The 23638-nt window shown below is 61.8% G+C and carries 15 protein-coding genes and 3 tRNA genes; 9 read left to right on the top strand and 9 right to left on the bottom strand.

All coding sequences use genetic code 11. The annotated features are described in order from the left end of the window. Nucleotides 1–92 precede the first annotated feature (92 nt). The gene (locus tag AACH73_RS13990; RefSeq protein WP_272741702.1) at nucleotides 93–509 is read left to right on the top strand and encodes a DUF805 domain-containing protein; all 417 of its coding nucleotides are present in this window, start codon (nucleotides 93–95) and stop codon (nucleotides 507–509) included. A 7-nt stretch (nucleotides 510–516) separates the two neighbouring features. Here the strand turns inward: AACH73_RS13990 and AACH73_RS13985 are convergent, their stop codons facing one another. Further along, nucleotides 517–1287, bottom strand: a complete 771-nt coding sequence (locus tag AACH73_RS13985; protein ID WP_272741701.1) for a YjbE family putative metal transport protein — start codon at nucleotides 1285–1287, stop codon at nucleotides 517–519. 227 nt (nucleotides 1288–1514) lie between these two features. Between AACH73_RS13985 and AACH73_RS13980 the strand changes: the two genes are divergently transcribed. Further along, nucleotides 1515–2135 carry a class I SAM-dependent methyltransferase gene (locus AACH73_RS13980; protein ID WP_338736334.1) on the top strand — a complete coding sequence of 207 codons (621 nt, stop codon included), beginning with the start codon at nucleotides 1515–1517 and terminating at the stop codon, nucleotides 2133–2135. Here the strand turns inward: AACH73_RS13980 and rlmB are convergent. Further along, nucleotides 2083–3051 carry a 23S rRNA (guanosine(2251)-2'-O)-methyltransferase RlmB gene (gene rlmB, locus AACH73_RS13975; RefSeq protein WP_272741699.1) on the bottom strand — a complete coding sequence of 323 codons (969 nt, stop codon included), beginning with the start codon at nucleotides 3049–3051 and terminating at the stop codon, nucleotides 2083–2085. The two genes, AACH73_RS13980 and rlmB, sit on opposite strands and share 53 nt — an antisense overlap. A 162-nt stretch (nucleotides 3052–3213) precedes the next feature. Here rlmB and AACH73_RS13970 point away from each other — a divergent pair. Continuing rightward, nucleotides 3214–3297: transfer RNA gene (locus AACH73_RS13970), tRNA-Tyr, on the top strand. Nucleotides 3298–3347: 50 nt separating this feature from the next. Continuing rightward, nucleotides 3348–3421: transfer RNA gene (locus AACH73_RS13965), tRNA-Gly, on the top strand. Nucleotides 3422–3438: 17 nt separating this feature from the next. Here the strand turns inward: AACH73_RS13965 and AACH73_RS13960 are convergent. After that, nucleotides 3439–3810: a DUF805 domain-containing protein gene (locus AACH73_RS13960; protein WP_272741698.1), complete on the bottom strand. Its 372-nt coding sequence runs from the start codon at nucleotides 3808–3810 to the stop codon at nucleotides 3439–3441. Between the two features lie 63 nt (nucleotides 3811–3873). Beyond that, the gene (metG, locus tag AACH73_RS13955; protein WP_272741697.1) at nucleotides 3874–5592 is read right to left on the bottom strand and encodes a methionine--tRNA ligase; all 1719 of its coding nucleotides are present in this window, start codon (nucleotides 5590–5592) and stop codon (nucleotides 3874–3876) included. Nucleotides 5593–5774: 182 nt separating this feature from the next. Between metG and AACH73_RS13950 the strand changes: the two genes are divergently transcribed. Next, nucleotides 5775–5850: transfer RNA gene (locus AACH73_RS13950), tRNA-Thr, on the top strand. A 34-nt stretch (nucleotides 5851–5884) separates the two neighbouring features. On the opposite strand, the gene AACH73_RS13945 is transcribed toward AACH73_RS13950, so the two are convergent. The 3 genes from AACH73_RS13945 to AACH73_RS13935 form a co-directional block, all read right to left on the bottom strand. Continuing rightward, on the bottom strand, nucleotides 5885–7486 hold the full coding sequence (locus AACH73_RS13945) for a sulfotransferase (protein ID WP_272741696.1): 1602 nt from the start codon (nucleotides 7484–7486) through the stop codon (nucleotides 5885–5887). Then, nucleotides 7487–9838, bottom strand: a complete 2352-nt coding sequence (locus AACH73_RS13940) for a TonB-dependent receptor (protein WP_338736333.1) — start codon at nucleotides 9836–9838, stop codon at nucleotides 7487–7489. Nucleotides 9839–10100: 262 nt separating this feature from the next. Beyond that, the gene (locus AACH73_RS13935) at nucleotides 10101–12047 is read right to left on the bottom strand and encodes a winged helix-turn-helix domain-containing protein (protein WP_338736332.1); all 1947 of its coding nucleotides are present in this window, start codon (nucleotides 12045–12047) and stop codon (nucleotides 10101–10103) included. A 161-nt stretch (nucleotides 12048–12208) separates the two neighbouring features. Here AACH73_RS13935 and AACH73_RS13930 point away from each other — a divergent pair, with 161 nt between their 5' ends. Beyond that, nucleotides 12209–12934, top strand: a complete 726-nt coding sequence (locus AACH73_RS13930) for a hypothetical protein (RefSeq protein ID WP_272741693.1) — start codon at nucleotides 12209–12211, stop codon at nucleotides 12932–12934. Nucleotides 12935–12961: 27 nt separating this feature from the next. Here AACH73_RS13930 and galA (AACH73_RS13925) read toward each other — a convergent pair whose 3' ends face one another. Next, entirely contained in the window at nucleotides 12962–15799 is a 2838-nt protein-coding gene (galA, locus tag AACH73_RS13925) for a beta-galactosidase GalA (protein WP_272741692.1), read from the bottom strand. Between the two features lie 241 nt (nucleotides 15800–16040). On the opposite strand from galA (AACH73_RS13925), the gene galA (AACH73_RS13920) reads away from it, so the two are divergent. The 3 genes from galA (AACH73_RS13920) to AACH73_RS13910 are packed head-to-tail and all read left to right on the top strand — an operon-like array spanning nucleotide 16041 to nucleotide 21905. After that, nucleotides 16041–18908 carry a beta-galactosidase GalA gene (galA, locus tag AACH73_RS13920; RefSeq protein ID WP_272741691.1) on the top strand — a complete coding sequence of 956 codons (2868 nt, stop codon included), beginning with the start codon at nucleotides 16041–16043 and terminating at the stop codon, nucleotides 18906–18908. A gap of 46 nt (nucleotides 18909–18954) precedes the next feature. Next, nucleotides 18955–20559 carry a family 43 glycosylhydrolase gene (locus AACH73_RS13915; RefSeq protein WP_338736331.1) on the top strand — a complete coding sequence of 535 codons (1605 nt, stop codon included), beginning with the start codon at nucleotides 18955–18957 and terminating at the stop codon, nucleotides 20557–20559. 20 nt (nucleotides 20560–20579) lie between these two features. Next, nucleotides 20580–21905 carry an alpha-L-fucosidase gene (locus AACH73_RS13910; RefSeq protein ID WP_338736330.1) on the top strand — a complete coding sequence of 442 codons (1326 nt, stop codon included), beginning with the start codon at nucleotides 20580–20582 and terminating at the stop codon, nucleotides 21903–21905. 122 nt (nucleotides 21906–22027) lie between these two features. On the opposite strand, the gene AACH73_RS13905 is transcribed toward AACH73_RS13910, so the two are convergent. Then, the gene (locus AACH73_RS13905) at nucleotides 22028–23617 is read right to left on the bottom strand and encodes an alpha-L-fucosidase (protein WP_272741688.1); all 1590 of its coding nucleotides are present in this window, start codon (nucleotides 23615–23617) and stop codon (nucleotides 22028–22030) included. Nucleotides 23618–23638: the final 21 nt, after the last annotated feature.

Raw genomic sequence — 23638 nt, 5'->3', positions numbered from 1 at the left:
GATAAGTTTACTGCCGCCCCTCTGCGGTCAGGAACCGCGTTATGGTAAATTCAGGCAAACAGAGTCGCTGGTGACGCGGCCGGGAGGAAACCATGAATATCATCAATACCCTGCTCAGCCCGAATGGGCGGCTGTCGCGCATCGGCTTCTGGGGCTGGAGCCTCGGCATCGCCGTCGTTTGCGTAACCCTGTGGTGGCTCAGGGCCAATTACGGCGAGCGCATAGGCCTCAGCCCGGCTGAAGGGCTGGACCCGATGTGGCTGGTTCTGGGGTTGCCGCTCCTGTGGATGGGTTTCTGCCTGAGCGTCAAGCGCTGGCACGATCGCGGCAAGTCCGGCTGGTGGCTGATGGTCGGCCTGGTGCCGGTGCTGGGGCAGCTCTGGGCGCTGATCGAATGTGGGTTTCTGGCCGGGCAAAGGGGCGGCAACCGCTTTGGCCCCTCGCCCGAAGGCCACCGCCCCATGCTCAACGCCTATCGCCTTGAGGACATGCCCGAAGACATGCCCTGAGCCCGGCTCAATGCGCCGGTTTCGGGCCGAAGTGTTTGATGTCTTTTTCGGTGATGTCCATAAAGTCCGGCACAATCTGGTTATATTCCGCGACCTTACCCGTATCGACCACGATGTCGCGGTGGCCTACCCAAATCATGTTCAGCGCCACGTATAGCACGACGGCGAGACCGAAGAAGCCGATCCAGCGGTACTTGTGCAGGACCTTGGCGATAAAGTGCGAGGCGACGCCCATCAGGGCAATGGCCAGAATAAGGCCGAAGACCATGATTTCCGGGTGGGCGTGCGACGCCCCGGCCACGGCCAGCACATTGTCGAGCGACATGGAGAGGTCGGCCAGCAGGATTTGCAGCACAGCGGCCTTGAAGCTCTTGGTTCTGGGTTTGCGCGCCGTAGCGCCGCCGGTGGTGGTATTGCCGTTGATATCGGCCCCGGTGGCGTCTTCCAACACGGCTTCGGCGTGCTCCTGCGCGTGGGTATCCGGTTCACGCAGTTCCCGCCACATCTTCCACGCCACCCACAAAAGCAGCAACCCGCCCGCCAGAAGCAGGCCCACAATGGTCAGAAGCTGGGCCGTCAGCAGCACGAATCCGATACGCATGATGACCGCTGCGATCAGGCCATAGAGGATGGCTTTCTTGCGATCATTGGGCGCCAGACCGGCCGCCGCCAGACCGACCGCCACGGCATTGTCCCCGGCCATGACGATGTCGATGAACACGACCTGAAAAAAGGCCGAGACCTGAGACGCAAATTCAGGATGACTGAAAAAGTCCATAATAGGCCCTTAAAACAGGATCGGGTGAAAAGGTTTGCCTCTCTCCTAGTTTTCGCATCCCGCCTTGTCCAGAGGCAGAACGCATGTCAGGCTGGACAATCCTCAGAGTGCATTTCGTTCATTCTGAGTCGAAATGTTGCTCTAAATTTCTGTTTTGTCGCGTTTTTTCACGCTCAACCGGTATCCACTTGAGCGAAAAACGCTCTAAATCGCACCGGAGCCTGACCATGCCTGATGATCCCTCCGAAGGCTGGGACGCTCTTGCCCAGCGCTTTATGGAAATGCGCTCCGTCGTCGGGGCCGGTCTTGTACGCGACTGGGCCATTGCCCAATTGCCCGCCGGCAGCGCCATAGTCGATGTGGGTTGCGGATCGGGCGTGCCGATTGCCGAAGCCCTGATGGAAACGGGATTTGCCGTGTCGGGCATAGACGCTTCGCCCCGTCTGGTCGCTGCCTTTCACGCCCGCTTTCCCGACGCGCCGGTCGCCTGCGAAGCGGCGCAGGTCAGCGCCTTCTTTGACCGAACTTTCGATGCGGCGGTCTGCGTGGGTCTGATCTTTCTGCTGTCGGAGGCGGATCAGGCGGACTTGATCGGCAGGGTGGCCCAGGCGCTGAAACCCGGCGGGCGCTTTCTGTTTACCGCCCCGCTTCAGGTCTGCGAATGGCCGGACAACCTGACCGGGCGTCTCTCACGCGCCTTGGGTCAGGCTACCTATACGGCGCTTCTGGACGCCCACGGCCTGTCCCTCGTCGGCAGTCACCACGATGAAGGCGGCAACCACTATTACGAGGCGATCAAACCGTGCGACCCAGAGCCTCATAAAGCGCTATCGACGTCGCATGACTGACGTTCAGGCTCTCAAAGCCGCCCGGCATGGGGATTTTGACCAGATGGTCGCAGTGTTCGGCCACCAGACGCCGCAGCCCCTCGCCTTCTGAGCCCATGACGATGACCAGCGCCCGCGGGCTGCCCGTCTGACGCCAGCCCTGCTGCTCCAACACGACCTGAAGGCTGTGCTCGGCCTCCCCCGCCATGCCCAGACTGACAAAGCCATTTTCCGTCAGGGACTCCAGCGCCCGCGACAGATTGGTCACCCGCGCGAATGGAACTATATCCATCGCCCCCGCCGCCGTCTTGGCCAGCACGCCCTGCATGACCGGCGAATGGCGATCCTGCATAATCAGCCCGGCCGCGCCAAAGGCGGCGCAGGTGCGCAGAATGGCCCCGATATTTTGCGGATCGGTCACCTGATCCAGCATGACCAGCACCGGGTGCGCCTGCCTCAGCGCCCCTTCCATCAGGCCGTTCAGGTCGTCGCCTTCCAGCGGTGGGCCGTTCAGCGCCACGCCCTGATGCACCGCCCCCTGCGGCAGGAAGCCGGAAAATTCCGCCATCTCGGTCAGGCGCACGTGCAGGTCGCCGCGCTTGGGGGCCACCTGCTCCAGCGCCTTTTGACGCTCCGGCGTCACATAAAGACGAATCGGTCCGTGGCGGGACGGATTTTTCAGCGCCGCTTCCACCGCGTGCAGGCCCCAGATCCAGCCGTCTTCGGACACCCGCACCGACGGCTTGGCCCGTGTCTGAGAGTGGGTCTGAGTCTGAACGCGCGCCGTCTGAGCCGGGGCGTTGCCGCCCTTGTCGCGCGGCTTATCCTTGGTAAAAGGCTTGGATTGTCCCGAAAAAGCGGCCTTCGCCCCGGATTTTTTAGAGCTATTGGGCCCTTTCCGCGATTTAGGGTCGTTGCGTTCGCGTTGGCTTGACACTATAAGACGCGCTCCGATGAGAGGCCGATAAGGCTTTTTGGCTGGATTGGCGGTCTGTTTAATGCGGGCATCCACAGAAACCAAAAAGTTTTTTTGTTTTTGGACTTGTTCTTTGTTCAAAGATTGAGTTTAAGGACCACCTCGTTTCAACGGGCGTGCTTTGGGGGAATGTCCCGAGCGGCAAAGGGGGCGGACTGTAAATCCGCTGCGTAAGCTTCGCAGGTTCGAGTCCTGCTTCCCCCACCACCGCACGTCCTTGAAACGGCTTTCGGCAACGGATCGAAGCCTGACCACAGGCGGGTATAGCACAATGGTAGTGCAGCAGCCTTCCAAGCTGAGGATGTCGGTTCGATCCCGTCTACCCGCTCCAATATCTTCCCTGAAACCTCAGAGCTTCATTGCTGGCCCATAGCGGTTGTCGCCGGTTGTGCCTTCCAGAAAGCCACATTCGATCAGAACCCATAGCCAGCCGATCAGTGGCACCAGCGTGATCAGCGCCCACCAGCCCGACTTGTTGCGATCGTGCCAGCGTTTGACCTGCACGGCAAAGGTGGCATAGAGCACGCCCAGCCAGGCCACGAAGCCGACCAGCCCCACGCCATCAAAGCGATAGGGCCTGAACAGGCTCATGCCGTGGTCATCGCCGCCGAACAGGGCCAGAAAGGCCGAACTGATCAACCATAGGAACAGGCTGTAGAGCCAGAAATCGCGCCGGCGAAACCGCCCCCGATAGCTGAAAAAAGCGTTCGATATATCCATAACGGCAATCCTCCGTTATCCATGGATACGCCCGAACGCCTTTGATCCCTAATGAATTTTTCTTCAGCCCGTTTCGCTGCCGCCAAAGCGGGCGGCCCACTCGGCGACCCTATCGTCGTCGATCTTTTTGAACAGGACCTCGCCGGATCGGACCGTCGCACCGGCCGGCAGTTTGGACAGTTCGGCCTGAGCGTCCGTCGTCGGCCAGTCGAGCGGCAGGTCAACGCCCACGCAGTCGGCAATGGACTGTGCCGCAAACGGCATCAGGGGCTGGGCCAGCACGGCATAGAGGCGCACCAGATTGAGGCCGTGACGCACAATGACCCCCGCGCGCTCCACATCGGTCTTGAAGGCCGTCCACGGGGCGGCTTCCTGAAGATACTCGTTCCCCAGCACCCAGATGCGCCGCACCGCCTGCGCGGCCTTGCGCATTTCCATGGCCTCAAAGGCTTCGGTCGCCTCAGCCAGCAAGGCCGACAGATCGGCGTAGAGCTTCTGTTCTAGCGGGCCCGCCTCGCCGCCTTCCGGCACGACGCCGCCGAACTTCGACTCGGTAAATTTCAGGATGCGGTTGGCGAAATTGCCCAGCACGTCGGCCAAATCCTTGTTCACCGCGCCCTGAAACTGCTCCCAGGTAAACGACGAATCCGAGCCTTCCGGCGACTGCGAAATCAGATACCAGCGCCAGTAATCGGCGGGCAGCAGCTCCAGCGCCTGATCCATGAACACGCCGCGATTCATCGAAGTCGAAAACTTGCCGCCGTACCAGTTCAGCCAGTTGAACGCCTTCAGCGTATCGACCATCTTCCAGGGCTCATTGGACCCGATAATAGTCGCCGGGAAGCTCACCGTGTGGAAGGCGACATTGTCCTTACCCATGAACTGAACGTAGGTTACGTCCTCCGCCCCCTGATCGAGACGCCACCAGCTTTGCCAGCCGTCGGCGTTTCCTTTCGCATTGAAATATTCCTGCGTGGCGCCGATATACTCCACCGGCGCATCAAACCACACGTAGAAGACCTTGTTTTCAAAGCCTTCTCTGGGCTTTCCGTCCTTGGTTACCGGCACGCCCCATTTCAGGTCACGCGTGATGCCACGGTCGATCAGACCTTCTTCGAGGTGCTTCATCGCGATGGACTTGGCCAGTTGCGGCCACTGCGTCTTCGACTCGATCCACGCCCGCAACTGCGGTTCGACCTTCGTTTGCAGCAGATAGAGGTGCTTGGTATCGCGTACCTCAAGGTTCCGCGACCCCGACACCGCCGAATAGGGATTGATCAGGTCCGTCGGATCGAGCAACCGCCCGCAATTGTCGCATTGGTCCCCGCGCGCCTTTTCGAACTTACAATGCGGACAGGTGCCTTCGACGTAGCGGTCGGGCAGGAAGCGGCCATCGTCGATGGAATAGACCATCTTGTCCGTGCGTTCCTCGATCAGGCCGTTACGGTCCAGCGCCTCGCAAAAGGCCTGAGTCAGGTGGCGGTTTTCGGCCGAACTTGACCGGCCGAACCAGTCATAGCTGAGCCCGAAGGCCTCACCGGCGGCCTTCTGGATCAGGTGCTGCTCGTCGCAATAGGTCTTAACGTCCTGCCCGGCCTTGGCAGCGGCCAGCTCAGCCGGCGTACCGTGTTCGTCGGTCGCGCAGATATACAGCACCTCGTGCCCGCGCGCCCGCATGAACCGGGCATAGACATCGGCCGGCAGCATGGACCCGGCCAGATTGCCGAGGTGCTTGATGCCGTTGATATAGGGCAGCGCGGAAGTGATCAGAATGCGGGACATGCTCAGACCGTCTAAAACTCAGGAAATCGGCTTGTCCTTTAGACCATTTTGCCGCCCTGCACACAGGTTTGATAGCCAAAGTACGAAAAAATCTGTGGCGAAGGCGGCAAATCCGTTGCGTTCCGTAATGGCTCCCGGCATAAGGACGGCCCTGCGGGCGATACCCTTTTGACTCGCGGCGTGCCGGTTTAGCTCAGTTGGTAGAGCAGTTGTTTTGTAAACATCAGGTCGCGGGTTCGAATCCTGCAACCGGCACCATCACCTCGTCCCACAACGAATGCCTTAAAGTCAGCTATAATGCTGAGGCCCGTGGAATATAACCGAGGGCATTCAACCGTTCGGACAGCGGTCTGAGACCCTTTTCGTAGCGCCGCCAAACGTCTACGCCATCGGCATTTATCGGCCTGCGGACCTGCGTCGAAGAAGCGGTCGCCACGGCACCATTCGCTTCATGAGGTGAAAGACACGCGGGCTCAAACGTCAGCCCGCACGCGCTCAGCAGCCGGCGAATTTCGCTCTCCGGATTGGCAATAAGGCTTTCAAGGGACACGTCGATAATGTCCGTGTCCATCGCGCGCCAGTGCGTCATAAGGCGGTGGTAATGGTCATAATGTACCGCAAGGTCCGTGAGGTCGTAGGACCATTTGTGAGCGTGCGCGAACAGCAAGCGGAAGGCGCCAAACAGCGCGTCCATCGGGTTTCGACGGACGTGGAGCAGGATGGCGTCGGGAAAGGCGCGACGGATCAGAGCGCAGTAGTCGTGATTGTGCGGCAGCTTGTCGATGGTGACGGCGCTTTTCCCATCCCAAAGATAGGCGGTTTCGGCGGCATAGAGCGCGGCGATTTCCACAGGATCGACCTTGGCCGCGCGCATCACCGTATCGGCATCCAGCAGATAAGGCGTGCGGCTCTGCGACACCCGCTTGACCGCCAGACCGAAGGTCTGGAGTTCACCCAGCGCCTGTACCTGAGAATGGGCGGTCAGTATGCGCTCAACGAGCGTCGTGCCTGAGCGCGGCAAACCCACAATAAACAGGCGACGAGGTCGCCGTTCCGCCCCTCCATCATCCCCCGGTCGCGCCGTGGTAACGGGTGATGGTGCCTGAAACGCACTTTGCCACGCCGCAAGGGTCTCTGCCGCCTGCGCAGCGTCCCAGCCGCCAAGCGCCGCTTTTGCCGCGCCCGCGCCCTTCAGCAGATGGCTCCACGCCGCTTCGTATTGCCCCAAATCGTCCAGTTCCTTGAACAGGGCGTAGTTTATCCTCGCCTCATCGAGCGGCGAGGCGGTGGGCACCGCTTTCAGGCGCAGGACGTGATTGTCTTCGGCGGACCACTTGCGCGCTCTGGCGAGGGCCAGATGGGCGGCGGGGTTGGGTCCGGTCGCCACGGCGCGCTCAAAGGCCGCCGCCGCGTCCTCCATGCGCCCTAAAAACTGATAGAGGCTGCCGAGATTATTCCAGGCTTCCGATGCAGACGGGTCGAGCGCCACCGCTTTTTCCGACAGAGGTACGGCTTCGTCCGGCAGATTGGCCTGCGACAGCACGGCACTCAGGGTATTGAAGTCAGCCGCCTGTGTGATTTGCGAAACGGCTTCACGCGCCAGGGCAACCGCCTCAGATGATCGCCCCAGAGCCGTCAATGTCCGGGCGCGCGGCACGAGAAAACGTGCGCGGGCACTGGCCGGCGCGCGACGAGCGCCCTCCCCCAGCACCTGCTCAGCCTCGGACAGTTTGCCCGCCGTCAGCGCGGTCGTCCCCCAAACGAACCAGCCGTCAAGTCGTCCGGGATCGGCCTCGGTCAGCCGTCGCGCCAAGGCCATGGCCTCGGTCAGCCGTCCTGCGCGCCGAAGCCCCACAGCTTCGGCCATCAGCCGATCCGGGTCTTGTGGCGACACTCAGAAATTCTTGGAAATGGACAAACCGACCGTGCGCGGGCGGATGGGGATAAGGAACTGCCCCTGCAGGCCGTAGGTTGAGGGGCCCTGCGACGCGACGAAGGCGTATTCATTGGTCAGATTGGTGACATAGAACCGGACCTTCACGCCATCCGAGGGGATCAGCATGGCCGAGGCATTCACCTCTGAGAAGCCCTCCAGCGTGCGGTAGTCGAGGCTGTCCTTTTCCGCTGATGTGGTCACCTTCGATGAATGGCTGACATCGGCGTGCAGGCTCAACTCACCGACCGACAGGGTGGGTAAGTTGTAATCGACCGCCAGACTGACCTGATGTTCCGGCGTCCCCGGCAGGGCCGTGCCTTTGAGGAAGGTGTTGAGGATATCGCCATCCTCATTGCGGTTGTAATAGGTCTCCGCGATCTCGGCCTTGGTATAGGCATAGCCGAAACTAAACGCCAACGCGTCTGTGGCCTTCCATTCGGACTCCAGTTCGACGCCGTCAGAGGTCGCCTTCCCCGCATTGGCAATAATGGGAAGATTTCCGGGCGCCAGCGAAGCCAGTTGCACATCCTGCCAGTCGATATGGAACAGGGCAGCATTGAGCGTCAACGCCCGGTCGAACCATTGGGAGCGGACACCCAGCTCGAAATTATCGACGGTATCCGGAATATATTTGCGCTGGGCCTCGGTGATGCCGGCAAACTGCGCCCCGTCCGGCAGGGTATTGACGCCGCCGCGGCGGAAACCCTGTGAAAAGGTGCCATAGAGCAACAGGTCCGGCGTCAACTGATAGGAGGTATTGGCCTTATAGATGGTCTTGCGCACCTTGGACGACCCGTCGGCGCAGGAGAAGGTGATGGCATCCGAGAAGGGATCGTCGTAAAGCGGCAAAGCGGTGCAAGACACGGCGTCGTCCTTAAGCTCGAACGTTCGCAGCCCCCCCGTGAGCTGCCAGCGATCCGTGACGTGCCAGGTCAGTTCACCGAAGGCCGCGATCTCAGTGTATTCTGTGTGCTCATCCGAAAAATACTCCAGATCATCGGTTCGCCCCAGCCCGGCGAACTGCACCATGCCCGGTGTGAATTCCTTGGAGGTGCTGTGGGCCTTCTCGCGGGTGTAGTAGAGCCCTGCGACGTAATCGAACGCGCCCCCTGACTTCGAAACCAGACGCAATTCCTGCACCGCGGCGTCAAAATCCGACTCTTCCGTAGTGAAGGCCCGGAAGTCGGGGTAGTTTTCATAGCCAAACCCCAGGCCCAGCAGAAGGTCGGTCTGGTCGCGGTGCCCCAGCACGTTTTCTTTGGTGTAAGAGGTCGAAGAGGTCAGGTCGGCAAAGCCAAGATCGTACTTCAGTTCAAGCGCCGACAGAAGGTAGTGGTTCGATTCCGGCTCCTCGAAACGCTGACCGATTTCGTACTTGCCGAGCGTATAAGGGCGGTAATTGAAGGCCGGGTAGGACCACTGGGTCGGGTCGGAATTATCCGAAACGCCATCATAGGGCGGCTTGATGGTCAGGCCCGCATTGGAACCGGTGCGTCCCCCCGCCTTGGCATTGTCGTAGTAAACACTGGCGGTGGCTGAAAACGCCTCTGTGGGTTTCCAAAGGAGCGAGGCGCGCGCCGTCGTGCGCTTTTCAAAATCCAGATCGGTCTTCGGCCCGCTGAGGACCATGGGGTAGTCGGTAAAACCCGAGTCGTCGAGGTGCTGCAGGGCGACGCGCAGGGCAAGCTTGTCTTCGACCAGCGGCAGGTTGATCATACCCGTAAGTTTGTGTGAGCCCTTTTCGGCCTCCGATATCTTGTAGAAGTCTGTGCCGGCCGAGGCGTCGAAATACATCTTCGGATCGTTGACGATATAGCGGATGGCACCGCCAAGCGAGCCTGAGCCGTAGAGCGTGCCCTGCGGTCCGCGGAGCACTTCGATATGGTCGATATCGAACACGCGCGGCTGATTGGTGACCGGCGTTTCATTGATATACTGGGCCACCGAGCCGTTATCCCCGCCGGTGGAAACGCGAAGCGGAGAGACCGACAGACCCCGCAGGATGACGGAGCCGTTGTCGCGGGCCCCTACGTCGCGAAAGCTCAGACCCGGTGTGATGCGCGCCAGATCGGCGATTTCAACAATGCCGTTGCGTTCCGCTTCGGCCGCTCCGACAGCGGAAATATTGTAGGGGATTTTCTGCACATTGGTGGCGCGCCGCGTCGCGGTCACCACCACGTCCGTCACGTCCGGTTCTGCAGCGGGCCCTTCGTCCGCCAAGGCCGCCCCCGCGCTCAGAAGCGCAATAGCGGAGACACTGACCAGCCGGTAAACGGTTTTCCCTGTGGATCGACGCGATGTATGCGACATGTATGCCCCCTTTGCAGAGCGCCGGAGGTGCGGGAGACCGGTCGCTCGGTGTGTATGGATCACAAAAGCGTCACACAGTTTTTTGTGCTTCGCAACAAAGATGTGACGCCTAGGCACCTGTCCGGAAACCCGTTATCAATAAACAAATACAAGACTTATCAAGAGCTTGGTCGCAAATGAAACTGTGGCGATTTTGCTGCACTGCAAATTTTCCGCTTATGGCCCCCTAGGGAACCTGAGCCGGCAAGCATAGGGTCAGACGTCAGAACGCCATCGGACCCTTCCGCCGTTTGATCAGTTCCGACAGTTGGGGCGTTCGCCGCCAGATGGCCTGAAACGCCGGGCGCCGCGTCACAGTCTGCGGCAAAGGGGACGCTCCATAGGGCAAGGCCCAGGGGAGATAGAGCGACGACTGTTCCACCGCGCGCTCAAGGCAGGTGAGCGACGCATCGGCCTGCCCCGTATGGCCGTATTCGACCGCCAGCACAAAAAGACGGTCGCCAATGCTTTTGCCAAACCCGTCCGACGCCAGTTGCGGATTGTCAAGAAAGGCGCGCTCGGCATCCAGCAGGCGGTGAAAGGCCTGAGACTTGCCGTCTAGGGCGTCGGCGGCGACATCCATGCGCTGCAAAAAGTCGCTGACGGGCGCAGGCGGGCCATCCCGCCACAGATCGTGCCGGACGTGGCGCGTGAGATCGCGCAGGGGCCCCGCCTTTTCCTGCGCCAGCAGCATCAGATAGTATTCGCGCAGAACGAACACATTGGACGGGTCGCGCCCGAGGATGCGGCCATAGAGCGCCGCCGCCTCGGCCTTACGCCCGGCGCAATGCAGCAGACGCGGCACAGCCAGTTGCCGCCAGATATCGTCCGGGGCCAAAGCGGCGGCCAGACGAGCCGTTTTCAGCCCCTCTCCGCACCGGTTCATCAGACCGAGATAGTAGGTGTACCACATGTTCCCGTCGCGCGAATTGGGGTCGATAGCCACGGCGCGCAGAAGCAGCCGCTCGCTGTCCTCCCATCTCTGGCGATCCATCATATCGCGGCCGGCCGCGGCCAGAACCTCGGGATTGTCCGGGTCGGCGGTGACGGCCTGCGTGAGCGAACTGAGCGCCCGCTGCTGGCGTTCGACGAACTGCACCCGCGTTTCGTCGAGGCGCGGATACAGGGGCAGGGCATCGACCTCGTATTTGAGCATCAGCGCACCGGCGGCGTGCGGGTCGATGGCAAGCGCCCGCGTGGCGCTGGTGTCCACCTCGGTCATCAGGCGATTGAAGCGCGGCCAGTCGCGATTGTGCCGGGCCTCATGCGCCTGTGACAGGGCGCGCTGCCCCTCACTGATGTGCGTTGCCACCTCCGCCGGGGGTGGCTCGCTGGCGGCCTGGCGACCGGCGACGCGATCGCCCAGCACCACCGCCAGATAGCGGGCGGTGGCGGCTACGGCACGCTCAGTGGCATCGGGATCGGCCATCAGGGCCTGATCAAAGCGCGCGCTCCATACCTGCGTCCGGGATCGCGTCTCCCGCAGGGTCAGTTCGATGGTCGGCGCGGCCGGCGGACCGCTGATGGAGCCGGAGAGGCTGTAGTCGCTCGGTACGTCCTTATCGGCGGTGGCGACCAGTCTGAGGCCACGCATTTGCGACAGGGTATGCGCCAGCTCGGCGCGAAGCCGCTCCGGGGACACCGTCGTCGGAGCATCCGCCCGAATATCGGTCAGCGCCAGCGTAAAGCTCTTCGGAGCAAACGGGTTGTGCAGCGCCATCCACCAGACCAGCCCGACCAGCAGACAGGCGACAAGCCCCCCTGCCCCGTAAAGCCACGCCCGGTGTCCCGCGCTCCTCGACGCTTCCCGTGGCACGGTTGGTGCCGCTTGCGGCTCCGGCGGCGGTGCCTCCGCCCGTATTTCCAGCCGGTATCCGACCTTGCGCACCGTGCGGATATGGAAGTCACCCGTCTCACGGCCCAGTTGCCTGAGACGCGACAGGACGCGGTTGATGGCGTCTTCGCTGATGGCGCGGCCGTCCCAGCACACCTCGACCAGATCGCCGCGCGAGACGACCTGCCCGGCCCGCTCTGCCAGCAGAATGAGAACGCGCATGAGCTGCGGTTCGACGACCCAGACCTCGCCGCCGCGGATCACTTCGCAGGCCGATGGCTTGAGATGCAATCGGCCAAGGGACCGATCGGTCAGGTGGGCAAGCGGTCTGGACATGGGGGCGACAGGCATCCTTTGCAGCACAACTTAGCCTAACAGGGTTTTGTGAACTATAAAAATCAGGTTTCGGTCAGGTTCAGGTCCTGTCTTCGCCGCGTCTGCCGGCCGCATAGTGCGGGCGAACGCAACGGGGCGAACACCACAGGAGGGCTTTTTTCATGACATCATCCGGCATCACCCGGTCCGACACTTCGGCAGCTCAGGAACGTCGCTTTTTTCTCGGCATGGCCATTCTTCTGGCGGTTACCGTCGTTATCGGGTTTGGCCTGAATGCGGCGCGCTACCATTTCGACACCTCGATTTTTCCACCCCATGTACATGTGCACGCGGCTATCTTCATGAGCTGGATCGGCCTCTATCTCGTGCAGAATTTCCTGGTGGTGGCGCAGAAGGTGAGCCTGCATCGTAAGCTCGGCATCTTCGGTGGCGCACTGGCCATGCTGATGACCGGCTATGGTCTCTTCACCACCCTTGTCTGCCTTCAGCGCGGCGCGGTGCCGCCCTTTTTCCCGCCCAGTGTTTTTCTGCTTATCGACGGGCTGGGCGTAATGGTCTTTTTCGGCCTCGTCTGCGCCGCCATTGCGCTGCGCCAATCCCCTGCCTGGCATAAGCGCCTGATGCTGGGGGCGACGATACTGGTGATTTCGCCCGCCTTCGGGCGTGCCCTGCCCATGCCCCTTCTGGGGGCGCTGGCACCGTGGGCGGTGTTTGCCTGTATGATCCTCTATGTCGCCATCGGCATGGCCTATGACCTGATAAAGGACAGGCGGGTACATCCGGCCTATCTGGTCGTGGTATGCGTTCTGACGGCCCTGCAACTTGCGATCGGGGCGCTGGCCTTCACGCCGCCCGTTCTGCAATTCACCCAAAGCCTGATGGGGTGAGTCTTTCCCACGCCGCCTGATCCGTCTCTACTCGACCTTGAAATCGACCATGGCGGACGTCAGGCCGGCGGACCGGGCCACCAGTCGGGCCATCCCCGGCTCACCAGTGGACTGCACAATGATCTGCGCCCAGCCGTTGAACAGGTGGCGCTGCCACGGGGCTGCCGGGGTCGTCACCCGCAGGCTGCCCCATCGGGAGGCGCTCACCGACTGATCATACAGGGCCTGAACACCACCGGCGGGCGTGGTGAAGACATAGGCGAGGCTGTTCTTTTCACGAAGCTGAGCGGGGTTCAGCCTGACGATCAGGGCCCCGTCCAGAGTTTCGGCCTGCACCGGCTGCCCGTTGACATAGAGGGCCTGATCCGCCGCCAGCGCACCGACAAACAGCACCACCTCCTCATCCGGACGCGCGTCAGGACGGGCAAACTCACCGCGCAGCACCAAGCTTTTGGTCAGCGGCGGCTGGGCTTCGGGCGGCAGCCACTGCGACGGATCGCGCCACGACGAGGTGTCGGCGTCTTGGGCCACGGCGGCCGCTGTCGCCGTCAGATCGTCTATGGCCAGACTGCGCCAGTTGGACAGGCGGGCATAGCGATGGCGTTCCGCCGGTCTGTCGGCTTCATGCGAGCCCGGATCGCCGTTACCCACGCCGATCAGGCGGATGGGTCCGGACACCTTGAGGTCGATCAGATTATCCGCCGTGGGCACAGGACGCCCCTTCTTGTCGCTCACCTGAACCCATACCACTGAAATATCGCTGCCATCGGCTTTCAGCGCCGTCTTGTCGGGCCGGGCCACCACCTTGGTGGGCGCCGCTGTGGTGGTAACGCTTTGTACGGCGACCTGCCGCCCCTTCTGATAGGCCCTGGCCGTCAGGGTGCCGGGCGCATAGGGCACGCGCCATCTCAGGTGCGAATAGCGCGGCATCGCCTGACGCCCCAGCGACTTGCCATTGAGGAACAGCTCGACCGCATCGCCATTGCTGTAAACGCGGACATCTATCGGCTGACCTTCGCGCCCGGCCCAGTTCCAGTGCGGCAGGATGTGCACCATCGGCTGATCGGTCCACACCGATTTCAGATAATAGGCCGTGTCCTTAAGCACGCCCGTCGTATCCACCATGCCGAATTGCGACGATATGGCCGGCCAGCCGAAGGGCGTGGTTTCCCCGCGATAATCGAACCCCGTCCACACAAACATGCCCGACATCCACGGACGCGCCATGACGCGGGTCCAGCCTTCTTCGATGCTGAGGCTGCTGCCCGGCCGGCCCTGACGGTCATAGGCATTGAGGTGCACCCTTGCCGGGTCGTCGAAATAGATGCCGCGCGTGGTCAGGGTAGAGCCTTCTTCGGTCATGAGGGCCGGCTTTTCCGGGTGTTGCGCGTGAAAGCCATCGACATCGTGCTGAGCGCCATAGTTGAAACCGATGACATCCGCGCCAATCGAGGTGCCCTTGCCCGAACCGCTGGTGGCGACCGTGGTCCGCCGCGTCGGATCGAGCCGCCTGACGAAATCCTGCATTTCAAGCGCCAGATGCGTGCCAATGTCCTTCCATTCCAGCGCCCACTCCTCATTGCCCACCGACCACAGGATGATGCTGGGGTGGTTGCGGTCGCGACGGATCAGACGCTCAAGCTGATGCGTGATTTCCGGGCTGGTCCCCATCATGCGGTGTTCGTCGATGACCAGCATCCCCAGACGGTCAGCTTCATCGAGAAGCTCTGGCGTCGGCGGATGATGCGAGGCGCGGTAGGCATTGACGCCAAAGGATTTGAGCTGCTTCAGCCGCCAGGTTTGCAATCCGTCGGGTAAGGCAACGCCGACACCGGCATGGTCCTGATGGTTATTGGTGCCCTGAAGTTTGACGGCCTTGCCATTGAGGAAAAAGCCCTTGTCCGGATCGAAGGTGACGGTGCGCACACCAAATCGGGTGTCGTAGCGGTCCACGACCTGCCCGTCGCGCAACAGGCTTGTGCGCAGGGTATAGAGATACGGGTCTTCCAGAGACCACAGATGCGCCTCGGACAGCGTCAGGGTGGCGGCAAACACCCCGTCCGATACGGCGTTCACCGACCGGTCGGCCTGCGTCGTTTCGGCCACGACCTGCCCGCGGGCGTCCACCACCTCATGACGGATGGCAAAGCCCTGCTCGCTTTTGAAGACATTCTGCACCGTCAGGTCGATGTCGAGCCGGGCATTCGCTCCCTCGACGGTCGATCGGACGAAGGTCCCCCACTGCGCCACATGCAGCGGATCGGTCTTGGTCAGCCAGACGTGACGGTAAATGCCCGCCCCTTCGTAATACCAGCCCTCTTCGACCGTCGCGTCGGCGCGCACCGCGATCAGATTCTCGCCGCCGAAATTGACGTAGTCGGTAATGTCATAACGAAACCCCGAATAGCCGCTGGGTTCCGTCCCCAGATAATGCCCGTTGATCCACACCACGCTGTTGCGATAGACGCCATCGAGTTCCAGCGAAATCCGACGTCCCTTGTCCGAGGCCGGAATCGTCAGGGTTTTGCGATACCAGCCGACGCTGTTTTCCGGGAACGGGTGTCCGATGGCCTTGGAGCCATGGTTGGTATTGCCGCGTTGATCAAACGGCAGCTCTACCGCCCAGTCGTGCGGCAGATCGACCTTGCGCCAGCCCGCATCACTGAACTCCGGATTGGCAGGGCCATCACCATAACCCGCCTTGGCGAAGAAAAACGGCCGCAGACCATAGCCGAAATCGGCCGCTTCGTCGTCGGCATGGCCATAGGCGAAGCGCCAGCCCTTGTCGATATTGAGACGCTCACGCGGAGCCTGAGCCGTGGCGGACGCGTTCAGACCGCACATCAGAAAAAGCGCTGCGATCATCGCCCTGAGAAGGGGGCCTCCGTTTGACTGACTGCGCATATCGTCCCCGTGCCTGTGTTGTGTAGATCCGGCGCTATTATATTATAATAACCCCCGCTTCAATACGCCCGCGCGCATCCCGCTTAGATACGGACAATCGGGTCCAAGCCTTCATTGCCAATTTCTGGTAAAATCTTCTCATCATGTCTGGACAAGCTGGGCGAAAATAATATTATTGTCCGACAATAAAAGGGAGAAGATCGTGCTGGACAGACGCGACCTGTTGAAATCCGTGAGCCTTCTGGGGGCTGTGTCCTATGGGCTTCCGGCGGGGGCGAGTGCCGCCGGGCGCGATACCCCTGTTCCATCGCTAAGGGTCGCCAGTGGAGCGTCTCCGCGCGAAGTGCTCTCGCTGAACAAGGGCTGGCGCTTTTTCGAAGGCGACATTCCCTTCCCCAAAATACTGGGGCACGGCTGGTCCTACGCCAATGCCAAGGCCGGATCGGCCTGGGGCGCGGCGGCGGCCTCCTATGACGATACGGAGTGGACGCATGTCACTCTGCCGCACGACTTTGCCAGTTTTCAGGTACCGGATGAGCGCGAAAATCTGGCGCAGGGGTATCGCAAGCGCGGCATCGCCTGGTATCGCAACCTGCTGAGGTTCGACGAAAGTGACCGCGGCAAGCATATCGAGCTGCAACTGGACGGCATCTCGACCCACGCCACGATCTGGCTCAATGGCACGCTGATCAATCGCAACTGGTCGGGTTATAATGCCATCTATGTCGATATTACGCCCTATCTGTCCTACGGCGCGGCGCTCAATTCACTGGTGGTGCGCGTCGATGCCGACGCCATGCAGGGCTGGTGGTACGAAGGGGCGGGCATCTATCGCAATACGTGGATCGTCAAGCGTCATCCGCTGCATATTGAGACCGACGGCGTCTTTGCCCACCCCGTCAAAACCGGCGATCAGTGGCAGATTCCGGTCGAAGTGACGCTGAATAACACCACCGACCGACCGCAATCGGCGGAGATCGTCTCGTCGCTGGTCGATGCGGCGGGCCGTGTCGTCAGCGAATGTCGCCTGACCGCCCAAATCCCGCCGATGCAGCCCGGTGTCGCGACCGGTCGCATGAGCGTCCGGAACCCGACGCTGTGGGACATCGACTCTCCTTACCTGTATCAGGTGCGCACGCAGCTCATCCAGCAGGGGCGTATCCTCGACGAGGTGCTGACCCCCGCCGGGTTCCGCACCCAGAGCTTTGATCCGGACAAGGGCTTCTTCCTCAACGGTCGCCCGCTCAAGCTGAAGGGCGTGTGCATCCATCAGGACCATGCCGGGGTGGGGGTCGCCGTGCCGCCGGGGCTTCTGGAATACCGCCTGCACCGCCTCAAGGAACTGGGCTGCAACGCCATTCGCTGTTCGCACAATGCGCAGGACAAGGCGTTTTATGCCCTGTGCGATCGGATGGGCTTTCTGGTGATGGACGAAAACCGCGTCTTCAACCCCTCGCCCATCCATATGGCCGAGCTGGAGTGGCTGGTGCGCCGCGATCGCAACCACCCCTCGATCATCCTGTGGTCCGTCTTCAACGAAGAACCGATGCAGGGGACGGAACAGGGCTATCAGATGGTCCGGCGCATGGTGGCGAAGGTCAAGTCGCTCGACACCACCCGTCCGGTGACGGCAGCCATGAATGACGGCCTGTTTACGCCCGTCAATGTGTCTCAGGCCGTGGATGTGGTCGGTTTCAACTACCAGTACCAGAATTACGACGCCTTCCATAAGGCGCACCCGACCCTGCCCATAACCTCGTCCGAAGACTGCTCCGCCTTCATGACGCGCGGGGAATACAAGACGATAAAAGACAAGCACATCATCGCCTCCTATGACGATGACGCCGCCGACTGGGGCACCACGCAGCGCGTCGGCTGGAAAGCGATAGCCGAGCGGCCTTTTGTGGCGGGCACCTTCGTGTGGACAGGCTTCGACTATCACGGCGAGCCGACGCCGCATCAGTGGCCGTCCAACTCGTCCTTCTTCGGCATTATGGACCTGTGCGGCTTCGCCAAGACCGCCTTCTGGATGCGGCAGGCCATGTGGCGCAGCGAGCCGGTGCTGCATCTGGCCCCGCACTGGAACTGGGCCGGACAGGAGGGGCAGGACATTCTCGTCATGGCCCTGCACAATATGGACGCGGTGGAACTGTTCCTGAATGGCCGCTCGCTGGGGCGTCAGGCGGGGGACCGTTACGAGATGAACCGCTGGACCGTCGCCTACGCGCCGGGAAAGCTGAGCGCCGTCGGCTATCGTTACGGCAAGGCGGTCAAGCGCTTTGAGGTCGAAACGACGGGCGCACCGGTACAACTGAAACTGACCCCCTTCCGCCCGGTGATGCAGGGGGATGGCATAGATGCCCAGCCCTTTACGGTCGAAGCGCTGGATGCGAAAGGTCGGCACGTGCCGACCGCGCAGCACAGCGTGCGCTTTACGGTCGAAGGCGGCGACATTATCGGGCTCGGCAACGGCAATCCCAATGATATCAGCCCGGAAAAAGGCGACACGCGCGCCCTGTTCAACGGGCTGGCGCAGGTGATCGTCCAGACGCGCGAAGGCCAGTCCGGCCCGCTCGTCCTGAAGGCCATGGCGGAGGGTCTGAAGCCCGCAACGCTCAGGATCGACGTGCAGGCAGCAAAGCCCTGGCCCTATCAGGCCGTCTCCGAAAGCGTACAGATTACCGAAAACTGGCGGCGCGCCCCCGAACAGGCGGGGCCGCTCGATCCCGATCTGCGCCCAAAGGATAATGACATGAATTCGTGGGGCTGGTTCCGCGCCGGCGTGCCCTTCCCTGCGCCTGACCGCGACACGGAGGTCCTGTGCGCCGTCGAGGTCGAAGCCTATGCCCGTGTGCGCAAAAGCGGCGGTGTCATCGAATGTCTGGGCCTGCTGGGCCCGGCCACCCTCTATATCGACGGTCAGAAGGTGGCTGAAAAAACCAGCGACGGCAGCGCGTCTCTGAGCGCCCCCTTCCCCAAGGGTGCCGGTAAACACTGGGTCAGCCTGATTTTCCGGGCCCGTCGCCGACAGCCCTTCGGCTTTACCGATGTGGTGCGTATCCGCACCTGATGCCCGCCGACCTCCCCCTTTGCCCCCGACACACAGAGATTCCCTGATGGAAACGTCCCGCAGACACCTGTTTGCCACCGGTCTGGCCACAGCGGCCGCACTCCCCGCCAGCGTCGCCCTGCCCGCCACAGCGGCGTCAACTCCCAAACCGCGCTGGGGCAAAGGCATCGAAGGTCAGCGCAAGGCCGATCTGGGCAATGGCACCTATCTCAATCCGATCATTGCCGGAGACCACCCGGACCCGACCCTGCTGAAGGACGGCGAAAACTACTACATGACGTTTTCGTCCTTCTATTCCTATCCCGGCCTGATTCTGTGGCATTCGACCGATCTGGTGAACTGGACGCCCGTAAGCCCGGCCCTGTCGAAGCCGCTGGGCACCATCTGGGCCGTGGACCTGTGCAAGCACGGCGACCGCTATTTCATCTACATCCCCGCCGCGCCGGATGGGGGTGAATGGTCGATCTTTGCCATCTGGGCCGACCGCATCGAAGGCCCGTGGAGCGATCCGGTCGATCTCAAGATAAAGGGCTGCATCGACCCCGGCCACATGGTCGGTGAAGACGGCAAGCGCTATCTGTTCGTCAACGGTATCCGCAAAATCCGCCTGACCGACGACGGTCTGGCCACCGACGGTGATCTGGAAGCTGCCTATCAGCCGTGGACCTACCCCGACGACTGGGTGACGGAAAACTTTGCCCCCGAAGGCCCAAAGCTTCTGCGGCACGGGGACTATTTTTATCTGATCACAGCCGTGGGCGGTACCGCCGGCCCGGTGACCGGGCATATGGTCATTGCCGCCCGCTCGAAATCCATTCACGGCCCCTGGACCCATTGCCCGCACAATCCGCTGGTCCGCACGCAAAGCGACGCCGAACCGTGGTGGTCGCGCGGCCATGCCACACTGGTCGAAGGACCTGCCGGCGACTGGTGGATGGTCTATCACGCCTATGAAAACGGCTATCGCACGCTGGGCCGTCAGACCCTGCTGGAGCCGATAGAATGGACGAAAGACGGCTGGTTCCGCGCCAGGGGCGGTGATCTGTCGAAACCCCTGCCCAAGCCCAAAGGCGGCAAAACGGGAACGGCGGGCTTTGCCCTCTCCGACGACTTCAGTCAAGATCGTTTCGGCGTGCAGTGGGCCTTTCACGACCCCAAGCCGGACGAGATGACGCGGGTCCGGCGGCAAAGCCGTACCGTGCGCATCGCCGGGCGTGGCACCTCACCGGCCGACAGCGCGCCCCTGACCTGCGGCGTCGGGGACCGGTCCTACCGCATCGAGGTGACCCTGGAACTGGAGGGTATGGCCGAAGCGGGGCTCCTGCTGTTCTATAATCACAAGGCCTTTGTCGGTATCGGCTTTGACGGCGAACGCACCCGCACCTGGCAATATGCCGAGGATCAGGCGTGGAACCGTCAGACTCTGAAAAGCCGCAAGGTGCGCCTGCGCCTGACCAATGAGGCTAACGTCGTGACCTGGCATTATTCGGGCGATGACGGTCGAAGCTGGACGCGCCATCCGACGCGCATGGAGGTTTCCGGGATGCACCACAATGTGTTCGGTGGCTTTCTCAGTCTGAAGCCGGGGATTTACTGCACCGGTGACGGCGCTGTGCGCGTGACAGACTTCACCTATCAGGCGCTGGCCTAATAAAACAAAAGGAGACGACCATGAGGATCGGCAGACGACATTTTCTGATGGCGGGCGCCTGCGCGCTGGCGGCTCCGGCAGCGGCTTTTGCCGCCCCCCAGACAGACGAGCAGAAATCAGCCGCCAAGCTGTCCAATGCCGATCCGGCGCTGGCCCCTGAGCTTTTGTTACCCGAAAAGGACCTTGCGTGGTGGCGTGACGCCAAGTTCGGCATCTTTGTGCACTGGGGGCTTTACGCCATTCCCGGCCGCGGCGAATGGCACATGTTCAGCGACAAGGTGCCACCCGGCGAATACCGCAAGTTGGCCGATCAGTTCGATCCGCAGGCCTATGATCCGGACCAGTGGGCCGCCTTGGCCAAACAGGCCGGGGCCCGCTACATGGTGATGACGGCCCGCCACCATGACGGCTTCGCCCTGTGGGACAGCCGGTCCAGCTTCCAGCAGTTCGACGCTATGCACGCCAGGGCGCACCGCGACCTGATCCGGCCCTATGTGAACGCCGTGAGGCGCGCCGGGCTGAAGGTCGGGCTCTATTATTCGCCGCTCGACTGGCGCTTCCCCGCCTATTTCCACCCGCGCGAACTGCCGGAAAACGCCCGGCTACTGAAAATGCAGACCTATGATCAGGTCGGCGAACTGATGAAAAACTACGGCAAGATCGACGTCCTGTGGTGGGACGGCGGCTGGCTGGCGCACACGGGGACGGATGCCGACGCGGCGTGGTTCTGGGAGCCGGCCAAACTCAATGGCATGGTGCGCAAATACCAGCCCAAGATCCTGATCAATCCGCGTTCGGGATGGATTGGCGATTTCGACACCGAAGAAGGCCACGGCACCATCTCAGGGCCGATCCGGGCGCGTCCGTGGGAAAAGACGTTTGCCCTCGGCTCGGCCTGGGGCTACACGCCGGATAATTACGCCATGTCGTGGCAAAAGGTGGTCCCCTTCATCGTCAACGCCGCCGTGCGCAATGGCAATGCCCTGATCAATGTCGGACCCGACCCGCAAGGGCGTATCCCGCCCGCTCAGGCCGAAACCCTCAAAGGTATCGGGCAATGGATGGGCAAATACGGCTATACGATCCAGAACACCCGCCCCGGACCGCTTCAGCCACGCGACGGCGTTTTCGGAACAACCTTCCGTAAAAACAAGGTGTTTGTGCATATCTTCTCATGGCCCGAAGACAGCCTGACTCTGAGCGGTTTCCCCAAAACCGTGCAAACGGCGGTCAGTGTGACGGGCGGCAAGGTCGTCTGGTCGCAGCAGGACGGCAAGCTGACGCTTCGGGTCGATGCGGGATCGCGCGGTGACCCGCTCACCGTTATCGAACTGACCTGTGCTTAGAGCGATGTGCGGGAAAGTGTGAGCGGTTTTCGACAAAAATATCGCGACAAAACAAAAATTTAGCAAATAAAGCGGCGTCCGGATGGTCGGATGCCGCTTTTTCTGGCTATCGGCTTGGGGCCTTAACCGCGGAAGGTGATTTCAAACGCGCTGGCCGTGGACGAGGCCCCCTGAGGCACCTCAATCACCAGTGCCCCCGCCTCCTGCTGGAACCGGCAGGGTTTGGACGTACCCAGCAAGCGCACCTGCCTCACCGCCCGCGCCTGTTTGCCATTTTTCCCGAGGGCCTGAATGGCCAGACGACCTTCGGGTTTGCCCAGCGAAATCGCATACAGGGTCATGCCGCGCGTTGTGAAGCGAATGTCCTGCGCCGTATAGGCGGTGCCCTCCTGAAACGCCCCTTCGGCAGCCTCGGTCGGGCCTTCTCCGAACTGCGTCCACGGGCGGGTGCCGTGAATGGCCTCACCATTGACCTTCATCCATGCGCTCAGGTCGGCCAGCAGGGTTTGCGATTCCGGCGGCAGGCTGCCGTCGGGATACTGCACCACATTCATCAGCAGATTGCCGTTCTTGCTGACGATGTCGCACAGCATATGGATCACTTCGGTGCTGGTCTTGTACCTGAACCCGTCAGAATAGAACCAGTCGCCGTTGGACGTACAGGTTTGCCACGGATAGGGATTGATACCTTTCAGCACGCCGCGTTCGACGTCCTGCACAAAGGCCTCGCGGTAGAACTCACCGGAGCCGAAATCCTTGCCATTATAGACGGCTTCGTTGCGCCCGGCGCGCGCCACGCTCTTGTTGTACATGTGCGCGACCAGACTGCGGCCCACCACACCGAAGGGCAGACCGCCATCGGAATAGAGCAGGTCCGGTTCATAGCTGTCGATCAGGTCCTGAATACGGTTGTACCAGATCTGATGGAAGGCCGGGTCCTTGGTGTACCAGGTGTCCGCCGTACCGCGATAGGGCTCGTTATGGGCCGGATGATAGAGGTCGGCGTATTGCGGGTCGGCCCCGTCATAGGCGACGCCGTTTTCCGGCCAGGTCTGATTATACAGATGGCTGGGGTGGAACCAGTTGTGGCTGGCCCCCAGATGCTCGGAGACGCCGAACCGCAGGCCACGCTTGCGCGCCGCCGCCGCCCATTCGCCGACAATATCGCGTTTGGGGCCCATCGCGACCGCGTTCCATTTATGGTGCTTCGACTTCCACAGGTCGAAATTGTCGTGGTGGACGCCCATGCTGACGAAGTATCTGGCGCCGGCGGCCGCATAAAGGTCCATCAAGCCTTCGGGGTCGAACTTTTCGGCCTTCCACAGGGGGATGATGTCCTTATAGCCGAATTTGGACGGCTGACCGTAGGTCTTGACGTGGTGGTTATAGTGGTAGTGGCCAGGAATATAGAGGTTACGCGCGTACCAGTCCCCGACGCGCGGCACGGCCTGCGGGCCCCAGTGCGACCAGATACCGAACTTGGCATCGCGGAACCAGTCGGGCGCCTGATAGGTCTTGAGCGACTCCGGCGTCGGCTGAAACGGCCCCTTGGCGACCGGCAGATCGTAGCGGACCGGCGGTTTGGGCTGACAGGCATCGCCATCAGAAGCCGCCGTGGCCTTGGGGGCCGCAAAACCGGCCCCGGCAACCGCACCCCACGCCCCCATCAACGGCACACCGCCCAGCAGGCTGCGCTTGGTTAATTTCACCATGATCTTTTCCTTTGTGCCTGC

Origin of the sequence: Asticcacaulis sp. DW145 (genome assembly GCF_037101385.1) — a bacterium.
Lineage (GTDB): Bacteria > Pseudomonadota > Alphaproteobacteria > Caulobacterales > Caulobacteraceae > Asticcacaulis > Asticcacaulis currens.
The sequence above is the reverse complement of the archived record's forward strand: the minus strand, read 5'-3'. Positions and strand labels throughout refer to the sequence as shown.

Coding starts and splice junctions, on each gene's coding strand:
- metG (WP_272741697.1), bottom strand. CDS start 5,592: ATGTCCCGCATTCTGATCACTTCCGCGCTGCCCTATATCAACGGCATC.
- AACH73_RS13930 (WP_272741693.1), top strand. CDS start 12,209: ATGACATCATCCGGCATCACCCGGTCCGACACTTCGGCAGCTCAGGAA.
- AACH73_RS13910 (WP_338736330.1), top strand. CDS start 20,580: ATGAGGATCGGCAGACGACATTTTCTGATGGCGGGCGCCTGCGCGCTG.
- AACH73_RS13990 (WP_272741702.1), top strand. CDS start 93: ATGAATATCATCAATACCCTGCTCAGCCCGAATGGGCGGCTGTCGCGC.
- AACH73_RS13985 (WP_272741701.1), bottom strand. CDS start 1,287: ATGGACTTTTTCAGTCATCCTGAATTTGCGTCTCAGGTCTCGGCCTTT.
- AACH73_RS13905 (WP_272741688.1), bottom strand. CDS start 23,617: ATGGTGAAATTAACCAAGCGCAGCCTGCTGGGCGGTGTGCCGTTGATG.
- AACH73_RS13960 (WP_272741698.1), bottom strand. CDS start 3,810: ATGGATATATCGAACGCTTTTTTCAGCTATCGGGGGCGGTTTCGCCGG.
- galA (WP_272741692.1), bottom strand. CDS start 15,799: ATGATCGCAGCGCTTTTTCTGATGTGCGGTCTGAACGCGTCCGCCACG.
- AACH73_RS13980 (WP_338736334.1), top strand. CDS start 1,515: ATGCCTGATGATCCCTCCGAAGGCTGGGACGCTCTTGCCCAGCGCTTT.
- AACH73_RS13915 (WP_338736331.1), top strand. CDS start 18,955: ATGGAAACGTCCCGCAGACACCTGTTTGCCACCGGTCTGGCCACAGCG.
- AACH73_RS13940 (WP_338736333.1), bottom strand. CDS start 9,838: ATGTCGCATACATCGCGTCGATCCACAGGGAAAACCGTTTACCGGCTG.
- AACH73_RS13935 (WP_338736332.1), bottom strand. CDS start 12,047: ATGTCCAGACCGCTTGCCCACCTGACCGATCGGTCCCTTGGCCGATTG.